The sequence below is a fragment of the Jatrophihabitans sp. genome (genome assembly GCF_051960575.1).
Taxonomy (GTDB): Bacteria; Actinomycetota; Actinomycetes; order Mycobacteriales; family Jatrophihabitantaceae; genus JBQCEE01.
In genome coordinates this window covers 1-8,336 of the sequence record NZ_JBQCEE010000081.1, presented here as the reverse complement: position 1 = coordinate 8,336, position 8,336 = coordinate 1, and the positions used below count along the sequence as shown (strand labels likewise).

Annotated in this window: 9 protein-coding genes; 5 read left to right on the top strand and 4 right to left on the bottom strand. The window is 72.5% G+C overall.

The window, feature by feature from the left end; all coding sequences use genetic code 11:
* The 3 genes from ACTHMS_RS04210 to ACTHMS_RS04200 all read left to right on the top strand — a co-directional run.
* The coding region (locus ACTHMS_RS04210) for a patatin-like phospholipase family protein (RefSeq protein ID WP_440305417.1) at positions 1-742 on the top strand (742 nt) is incomplete at its 5' end.
* A gap of 55 nt (positions 743-797) precedes the next feature.
* The gene (locus tag ACTHMS_RS04205; protein ID WP_440305416.1) at positions 798-2,291 is read left to right on the top strand and encodes a flavin-containing monooxygenase; all 1,494 of its coding nucleotides are present in this window, start codon (positions 798-800) and stop codon (positions 2,289-2,291) included.
* Positions 2,292-2,472: 181 nt separating this feature from the next.
* Positions 2,473-3,165, top strand: coding sequence for a PadR family transcriptional regulator (locus ACTHMS_RS04200; protein WP_440305415.1), 693 nt, complete (start codon positions 2,473-2,475; stop codon positions 3,163-3,165).
* A gap of 140 nt (positions 3,166-3,305) precedes the next feature.
* Here ACTHMS_RS04200 and ACTHMS_RS04195 read toward each other — a convergent pair whose 3' ends face one another.
* Positions 3,306-4,793: an MFS transporter gene (locus ACTHMS_RS04195; protein WP_440305414.1), complete on the bottom strand. Its 1,488-nt coding sequence runs from the start codon at positions 4,791-4,793 to the stop codon at positions 3,306-3,308.
* Positions 4,794-4,949: 156 nt separating this feature from the next.
* Here ACTHMS_RS04195 and ACTHMS_RS04190 point away from each other — a divergent pair, with 156 nt between their 5' ends.
* On the top strand, positions 4,950-5,936 hold the full coding sequence (locus ACTHMS_RS04190) for an LLM class flavin-dependent oxidoreductase (protein WP_440305413.1): 987 nt from the start codon (positions 4,950-4,952) through the stop codon (positions 5,934-5,936).
* A gap of 37 nt (positions 5,937-5,973) precedes the next feature.
* Entirely contained in the window at positions 5,974-6,987 is a 1,014-nt protein-coding gene (locus ACTHMS_RS04185; RefSeq protein WP_440305412.1) for an alpha/beta hydrolase, read from the top strand.
* 21 nt (positions 6,988-7,008) lie between these two features.
* Here ACTHMS_RS04185 and ACTHMS_RS04180 read toward each other — a convergent pair whose 3' ends face one another.
* The 3 genes from ACTHMS_RS04180 to ACTHMS_RS04170 form a co-directional block, all read right to left on the bottom strand.
* Positions 7,009-7,635, bottom strand: coding sequence for a LysE family translocator (locus ACTHMS_RS04180; RefSeq protein ID WP_440305411.1), 627 nt, complete (start codon positions 7,633-7,635; stop codon positions 7,009-7,011).
* Between the two features lie 83 nt (positions 7,636-7,718).
* Positions 7,719-8,195, bottom strand: coding sequence for an SsrA-binding protein SmpB (gene smpB, locus ACTHMS_RS04175; RefSeq protein ID WP_440305410.1), 477 nt, complete (start codon positions 8,193-8,195; stop codon positions 7,719-7,721).
* A 37-nt stretch (positions 8,196-8,232) separates the two neighbouring features.
* A partial coding sequence (locus tag ACTHMS_RS04170; RefSeq protein WP_440305418.1) for an integrase core domain-containing protein occupies positions 8,233-8,336 on the bottom strand: 104 nt, incomplete at its 5' end.

Below are 8,336 nucleotides of genomic sequence, written 5' to 3'. Positions count from 1 at the left end.
CGGCTCGTCGGCGGGCGCGCTGAACGCCGCTTGGCTGCTCTGCGGTCGCGCGGTCGAGAGCCGCGGGGCGGGGTGGGACCCCGCGATCTTGCGCCGGGTGATCGACCCGCGGCGCGCGCTGCGGGGCGGCGCCGTCGTCGACACGCACCACCTCGTGCACACCGTCTACGAACGGGTGGTGCCGATGGACTTCGCGGCCGTGCTGGCGAACCCGGTGCGCTTCCACCCGCTCGCCACCGACGCGGCCGGCGGCGAGGCGGTCGACCTGCGCCCGTATCTCTCGTCCACCGCCGACGTGCAGGCGGCCCTGCGGGCCTCGACGGCCATGCCGCTGCTGACCGGCGGGGCGGTCGAACTGGCCGGTCGCCGTTGGCTGGACGCGGGCCTGGCCGAGGCCGTGCCCGTGCTCACCGCGCTCGCGCAGGGCGCCACGCACCTGGTCGCGCTGCGCACGCGCCGGGCGGACGAGACACCGGCACCGCCCGGCCGGCTCGAACGCGAGGTGGTCGGCCGCTACCTGCAGCGGGTCGCCCCCGGTGCGGCGCGGGCCTGGGCACAGCGCGCCGAGCGCTACGCCGAGGCCGAGCGGGTGCTGGCGTCGCACCCCGCCGCGCTGCAGGTGCGGCCGCCGGCCGACGCGCCGGCCGTCGGCCGCACCGAACGCGATCCGGCGCTGCTGCGCCGAGCGGTCGAGCTCGGGCGGATCGCGGCCGACGAGGCGCTCGCCGCCGTGTTGGCGTAGGCGAAGGTCCCGCCCTCGTTGCGACTGTCCGGTACGCCCACGTACCGTTTGCGGCATGACTGAGCATGTCGACGTCCTGATCGTCGGGGCCGGACTGTCCGGCATCGGCGCGGCCCATCACCTCCAGGACCGGTTCCCCGGCCGCACCTACACGATCCTCGAGGCGCGCGACGCGATCGGCGGCACGTGGGACCTGTTCCGCTACCCCGGCGTGCGCAGCGACTCCGACATGCACACCCTCGGCTACCGCTTCAAGCCCTGGACGCAGGCGAAGGCCATCGCCGACGGCCCGTCGATCCTCGAGTACGTGCGCGAGACGGCCCGCGAGGCCGGCATCGACCGCCACATCCGCTTCGGCCACCGCGTGCAGCGCGCCGAGTGGGACAGCGACACCGCGCGCTGGACGATCGCCGCCGAGCACGACGGCACGCCGGTCGTCATCACCGCGGGCTACCTGCTCGTCTGCAGCGGCTACTACCGCTACGACGAGGGCTACACCCCCGACTTCGAGGGCATCGACGAGTTCACCGCCGCGGGCGGTCAGGTGATCCACCCGCAGCACTGGCCCGACGACCTCGACTACGCGGGCAAGCAGGTCGTCGTCATCGGCAGCGGCGCGACCGCGGTGACACTCGTGCCGGCGATGACCGACCGGGCCGCGCACGTGACGATGCTGCAGCGCTCGCCGACGTACATCATGACGCTGCCTGGCGAGGACGTGGTCGCCAACAAGCTGCGCAAGCTGGTCGGCCCCAAGCGCGCGTACACGGTGACGCGGTGGAAGAACGTCGCGGCCTCGACCTTGATCTACCAGCTCAGCCAGCGGCGTCCCGAGATGATGAAGAAGTTCATCCGGAACATGACGGTGAAGCAGCTCCCGGCGGACTTCGACGTCGACACGCACTTCAAGCCGACGTACAACCCGTGGGACCAGCGGCTCTGCCTCGTCCCCGACGGCGACCTCTTCCGCGCCCTACGTGCCGGCAAGGCGTCGGTGGCGACCGACCGCATCCGGCGCTTCACCGCCGGCGGGATCGAGCTCGAGTCGGGACGCACGCTGGACGCCGACATCGTCGTCACCGCGACCGGGCTCAACCTGCTGGCGTTCGGCGGCGTGCAGTTCGTCGTCGACGGCAAGGACGTCGCGCTGCCCGAGACGCTGGCCTACAAGGGCATGATGCTGAGCGGCGTGCCGAACTTCGCGTTCACGATCGGCTACACGAACGCGTCGTGGACGCTGAAGGCCGACCTCGTGAGCGAGTTCGTCTGCCGCCTGCTCGCGCACATGGACGCCAAGGGCTACGACACCGCCGTCCCGGTGAACGACGACCCGACCCTCACCGAGCGGCCGCTGCTCGACTTCGCCGCAGGCTACGTGCTGCGCTCGATCGACCAGTTCCCCCGCGCCGGCTCGCGAGCGCCATGGCGGCTCGGCATGAGCTACGCCCATGACGTCGTCGCCCTGCGCTACGGCAAGGTCGACGACGGGACGATGCGCTTCCTGCGCGCCGGCGAGCGCGTCGACGCCACGCCGGCCCTCACCCGCTGAGACCGCGCCGGGTCTTGATCAACAGACGCTGACGGTCGTCGCTGGTCGTCAGCGTCTCTTGATCACGGCACCTCGCGAACCTCGGAATGAATGGCCACACCTTGTCGTTCGTGCAGTAGCGATATATCGTTATTGCTACCGACAGAGCTCAATCTAGCTCACGAACCGAGGAGTTCCATCCATGAGGCACCAACATCCGTTTCAGACCGGCGGCCCGCGCCGCCACCACCATCACCCGGCCTTCGCCGAGCGCGGCCCGCACGGTCCGCACGCCGAGGCACGCTTCCGCTCACCCCGGGGCGGCCACCGCGGCGGCCCGTTCGGCCCGGGCGGCCCGGGCGGCCCGGGCGGCCCGTTCGAGCACGGTCCGCACGGCGGACCCCGTCGCGGCCGGGGCCGGGCACCGCGCGGCGACGTCCGCACCGCCGTCCTGCTGTTGCTCAGCGAGCAGCCGATGCACGGCTACCAGCTGATGCAGGCGATCGCCGACCGCAGCGGCGGCCGCTGGACCCCCAGCCCCGGCGCGATCTACCCGACGATCAGCCAGCTCGAGGACGAGGGCCTGGTCACCGTCGTCGCCGACGCCGGACGCAAGCTGGTGACCATCACCGACGCCGGACGCGAGCAGGTGCAGTCGCGCGAGAGCGACCCGTTCGCGGCGTTCGGTGACGCCGGCCCCCGCACCGACCTGCGCGCCCTGCTCGAGCAGGTGCACGGCGCCACCCGGCAGGTCGGGCGCACGGGCAGCGAGGCGCAGATCAGCGCCGCGGCCGCCGTCCTCGCCGACGCGCGCCGCAGGCTCTACCTGCTGCTGGCCGACGGCCCGGATGCCACGGGCACGGACGCGCCCGCCGACAGCCCCGCGTCCGAGTGAGCGTCGCGATCTCGTGACGGATCTCGCCGCGGGTGACGGATCGGCGATCTGGTGACGGCAGTATTCGCCGTCATCGGATTCGAGATCCGTCACGCGATCCGGGATCCGTCACGGGACGCAGCGGGACGGACCCGCCCCGCTCACTCGCTGTCGTAGCCGACGACCGTGCCACCGGCGACCATGGCCAGCTCGGCGTGCGGGGCCTCCTCGCGCCGCACCGCGCGCCGGCCGACCGGGATGGCGAGGCCGGCGACCGCGGCGACCACCATTGCGCCCGCCAGCACGGCGAAGCCCACGACGTAGCCCGACTCGGTCGGCAGCGTCACCGGCCGCGGCACGCCCGGCAGCGTGACCGCCGTCAGCTGCGCCGTCACGATGCTGGCCATCATGGCCGAGCCGATGCTGCCGCCGATGGTGCGGATGTTGGCGTTCATGCCGCTGGCCACGCCGGTCTGCTCCGGCGGCACCGCGGCCACCACGAGCGCCGACATCGCCGAGAAGGCCAGGCCGATGCCCGCGCCCATCACGGCACTGGCCACGTAGATCTCCCACTTGGCGCCGTGGGCGAAGGCGATGCCGGCCATGGACAGCGCCGCGAGCAGGCAGCCGACGATCACCAGCGCCTTGCCGCCGAACCGCTTGGTCAGCGGACCGCTGTACTGCCCGACCGCGAACATCGTGACGCTGGACGGCAGCAGGATCAGGCCCGACTGGGTGATGCTGGCGCCGAAGCCGTAGCCCGCCTGGCTGGGCGTCTGCAGCATCTCGGGCAGGAACGCGAAGGTCGCATACATGCCGAGGCCGACGAGCAGCGCGACGACATTCGTCGTCCACACGGCCGGCAGGCGCATCATCCGCATGTCGATCAGCGGCACGGCCGAGCGCGTCTCCGACCAGACCCAGACCACGCCGATGACGACGGCGGCGACGATCAACCCGATCACGCGCCCCGAGCCCCAGCCCCAGATCGGCGCCTGGCTCAGTGCGACGAGCAGTGCCACCAGCCAGACCGAGAGCAGCACGACGGGCAGCGGCGAGATGCGTCCGGGGGTGCGCACCGGCGACTCGGGCACGAACAGTGCCGCGGCGAGCGCGGAGGCCGCGCAGAGGATCATCGGCAGCCAGAACAGCCAGTCGAAGCCGAGGTGGTCGACGATCGGGCCCGCGATGACGGTGCCGACACCACCGCCGACGGCGGTCAGGGTCGCGAGCGACCCGATCGCGCCGGTGACCTTCTCGGGCGGGAACTCGTCGCGGATGATCCCGAACGCCAGCGGCAGCACGCCGCCGCCGATGCCCTGGATGACCCGCGCGGTGATGAGCACGCCGATCGACGTCGCGAGCGCGGCGAGCAGCGAGCCGAGGCCGAGCGCGATCATCGTGACGACGAAGACCTTCTCCTTGCCGACCATGTCGCCGATGCGTCCCATGATCGGGGTGAAGACCGACGCCGACACGAGGTAGGCCGTCAGCACCCACGTCGCCGAGTTCGGTGTCGTGTGGAACTGGTCCTGGATGGTGGTCAGCACCGGCACGACGAGCGACTGCAACACCGCGTAGGCGGCGACGCCGACGGACAGCACCAGGAACGTCACGCGGTGGTGCGCGCGCTGACCGGTTCGGGCCACGGGAACCTCGACAAGCTCGGCGGACAAGAAGTTGTCCGTATCAACAATCTTGCTGAGACGGTACCGTGCGCGCGGCACGGTTTCCGACCGAGAACCCACACGGACGCATCGGTCGAGACGGGAATCACCCGGCCGCTGCGAGCGGTTGCACCTGTCGTGGCCGATCTTGCGCTCTCCGTCCTCGATCTCGCCCCGGTGCGCACCGGCGAGACCCACGCCGACAGCTTCGCCGCCAGCGTCCGGCTGGCCCGGCTCGCCGAGGCCCGCGGCTACCGCCGGGTCTGGTACGCCGAGCATCACAACATGGCCCGCATCGCGTCGTCGGCCACGAGCGTGCTCATCGCGCACATCGCCAACCACACCTCGACGATCCGGCTCGGCGCGGGCGGCGTCATGCTGCCGAACCACTCCCCGCTCGTGATCGCCGAGCAGTTCGGCACGCTCGCGTCCCTGCATCCCGGACGCATCGACCTCGGCCTCGGCCGGGCGCCCGGCTCCGACCGCGCCACGATGTACGCGATGCGCCGCGACGCGACGTCGTCGGACTCGTTCCCGCAGGACGTGCTCGAGCTGCAGGCCTACCTCGGGGACGAGACCCGCGTGCCCGGCGTGCACGCCTACCCCGGACGCAACACCAACGTGCCGCTGTACATCCTCGGCTCATCGCTCTACGGCGCCCAGCTCGCCGCCGCGCTCGGGCTGCCGTACGCCTTCGCCTCGCACTTCGCGCCGGCCGCGCTGCAGCAGGCGGTCGCGCTCTACCGCCGCGAGTTCCGCCCGAGTGCCCAGCTGGACGCCCCGTACGTGATCGCCGGCTTCAACGTGATCGCCGCCGACGACCGGGCCGACGCCGAGCAGCAGTTCCAGCAGGCCAAGCGGTCGCGGGTGCGGGCGTTCGCGCGGCCGGGTGTGCGGTTGAGCGACGACGAGGCCGACGCGGTGCTCGACTCGCCCGAGGGCCGGCAGATCGCCGGGATGATGCAGTACTCGGCCGTCGGCCGGCCGCACGAGGTGCGTGACGAGCTCGAGCAGTTCGCCAAGCACGCCGACGCCGACGAGGTGATCGTCGCGTTCCAGTCGCCCGGGGCCGACGACCGGCTGCGGTCGGCCGAGCTGCTCGCCGAGGTCGCCCTCGCGGGGTGAGGCACGGCCCGGGCGCGCGGGCTGCAATGATCCGGTCGTGGCTGCGACCGAAGAAGAGGAACTCGACCCGGCCCTGGCGGCGTGGGGGCGGCACGCGGACAGCGACACCCCGCCGGCGACGGTCGAGGAGGCGCGCGCGCAGGCCCGGGCCCACAACGCCCGCGCGCTCGCGCAGCTGAGCCCGCGGATGAACCCGGCCGACGAGACCGACCAGGTCATCCCGGCCGACGGCGACGAGCCCGAGCTGCCGATCCGCGTGCTGCGTCCACCGACCGAGCCCGGCGGGAGCTTGGCCGACCGCGGCCCGCTGCCGACCGTCGTCTACTTCCACGGCGGCGGCTGGGTGCTCGGCGACCTCGACACCCATCTCGGCCACGCCCGGCGCATCTGCACGCAGGTGCATGCCGTCGTGGTCTCCGTCGGGTACCGCCTGGCGCCCGAGCACCGCTTCCCGACCGCGTTCCACGACGCCGTGCGCGCGACCGACTGGGTGGCCGACCGGCTCGACGAGTTCGGCGGCACGCCGACGCTGGTCGTGGCAGGTGACAGTGCCGGCGGCCAGCTCGCGGCGTCGGTGGCGATCGCCCGCCGCGACGCGGGCGCGCCGCTGGCGGCTCAACTGCTGTTGTACCCGGTGACCGATGTCGCGGGCCGGTACGAGGACGAGGACGTCAACGCGCGGTACATGTCGCGGACGTCGGTGTACCAGCGCTTCGGGCTGACCCTGGACGCGATGGCCGCCTTCGCCCGGCAGTACGTCGACCCGGCCGACGCCGCCGACTGGCGGGTGTCGCCGATGCGGGCCGCCGACCTCGCCGGCGTGGCCCCCGCGGTCGTGCACACGTCGACGCTCGACGTGCTGCGCACCGAGGGCAACTTCTACGCCGACGCGCTGCGGGCGGCCGGCGTCGACGTGATCGCGCGTGAGTTCCCGTCGCTGAACCACTCGTACTTCGGCCTCGGCGGCGTCTCGACCATCGCCGACGCGGCGGCCGCCCAGGCCGCGGAAGATCTGCGGACGATCCTGGCGGGTGTCGGCGCGACGGCCTGAGCCCTCGGCCGGGCGCCGGACTCAGGCTTCGGCGGCGAGCCGGATGCCGAACCCGACCAGCACCAGCCCGGTCATGGCGTCGAGCCGGCGGCGGATGCGGTCGGTGGCCATCCAGGTGGCGATCGTGCCCGACACACCGATGAGGCCCGCGAAGTAGAGCGCGGTCAGCGCGATGTACCAGCCGCCGAGCCCGGCCGTCGTCCAGCCGACCGACCAGCCCGACGGGATGAAGCCGGGCAGGAAGCTGATGAAGAAGACGCCGACCTTTGGGTTCAGCACGTCGGTCACGAAGCCGGCCCAGAAGCCCGAGCCGAATCCACGGCGCCCGCCGAGCTCAGCCTGCGCCGGCGTCGACGCCGCCGGGCGGCGCAGCGACCGCAACGACTGGACGCCCAACCAGAGCAGGTAGGCGGCCCCCGCGAACCGCAGGACGTCGTAGCCGACCTGACTGGCGCGCAGCAGCGCCGAGATGCCCAGCGCGGCCGCGGCCACCCACACGACGAGACCGCACAGCACGCCGGCCGCGGTCACGACACCGCCGCGCCGGCCGCCGCGCACCAGGCCCCGAACGACGACGAGCGAGTCGGGGCCGGGCAGCAGCACGATGAGCACCGCGGCGACGGTGAACGGGAGCAGGGCGGCGAGCACGGCACGAGCGTAGGCGGCGGCGCGGCGGCCGCACAGGGCCGAGCGCCCCGGTCACGGACCTGCGGCAGCCCGCGTCCTGGTGCTCAGCCCATCCCGCGTACCCGGTGCGAGAACTCGCGCTCGATCTCGCGGCGGGCATCGCGCTCGGCCATGGCCTGCCGCTTGTCCCAGGTCTTCTTGCCGCGGACGAGACCGAGCTCGACCTTCACCCGCCCGTCGTTGAGGTAGACCGACAGCGGCACGAGCGAGAGACCGGCCTCGGCCACCCGCTGGCTCCACTTGTCGATCTGCGCCCGGTGCAGCAGCAGCTTGCGCTTGCGGCGCACCGCGTGGTTCGTCCACGTGCCGAAGGCGTACTCGGCGATGAACAGGTTGTGCAGCCAGACCTCGCCGTCGTCGATCGTGGCGAACGCGTCGACCAGCGAGACCCGCCCGAGGCGCAGGCTCTTCACCTCGTTGCCGACGAGCACCACGCCGGCCTCGAGCGAGTCGAGGACGACGTAGAGATGACGCGCGCGGCGGTTGGTGGCGATCACCTTCCGCCCGCGATCCTTCGTCACGGCACGACTCTAGATGTCGTGACCCGGGACGTTGTTATCAGGCGGCGAGCCGGCTGATGGGTGGTTCACCGCCGAGGGCGGAGTGGCCGCGTCGAGTGTTGTAGTGGTGGAGGAAGCGGTCAAGGGCTCGTCGGCGGGCGG

Excerpts from the sequence above, each read along its gene's own strand:
- ACTHMS_RS04200 (WP_440305415.1), top strand. The coding sequence starts at position 2,473 with ATGAGGCACCAACATCCGTTTCAGACCGGCGGCCCGCGCCGCCACCAC.
- ACTHMS_RS04205 (WP_440305416.1), top strand. The coding sequence starts at position 798 with ATGACTGAGCATGTCGACGTCCTGATCGTCGGGGCCGGACTGTCCGGC.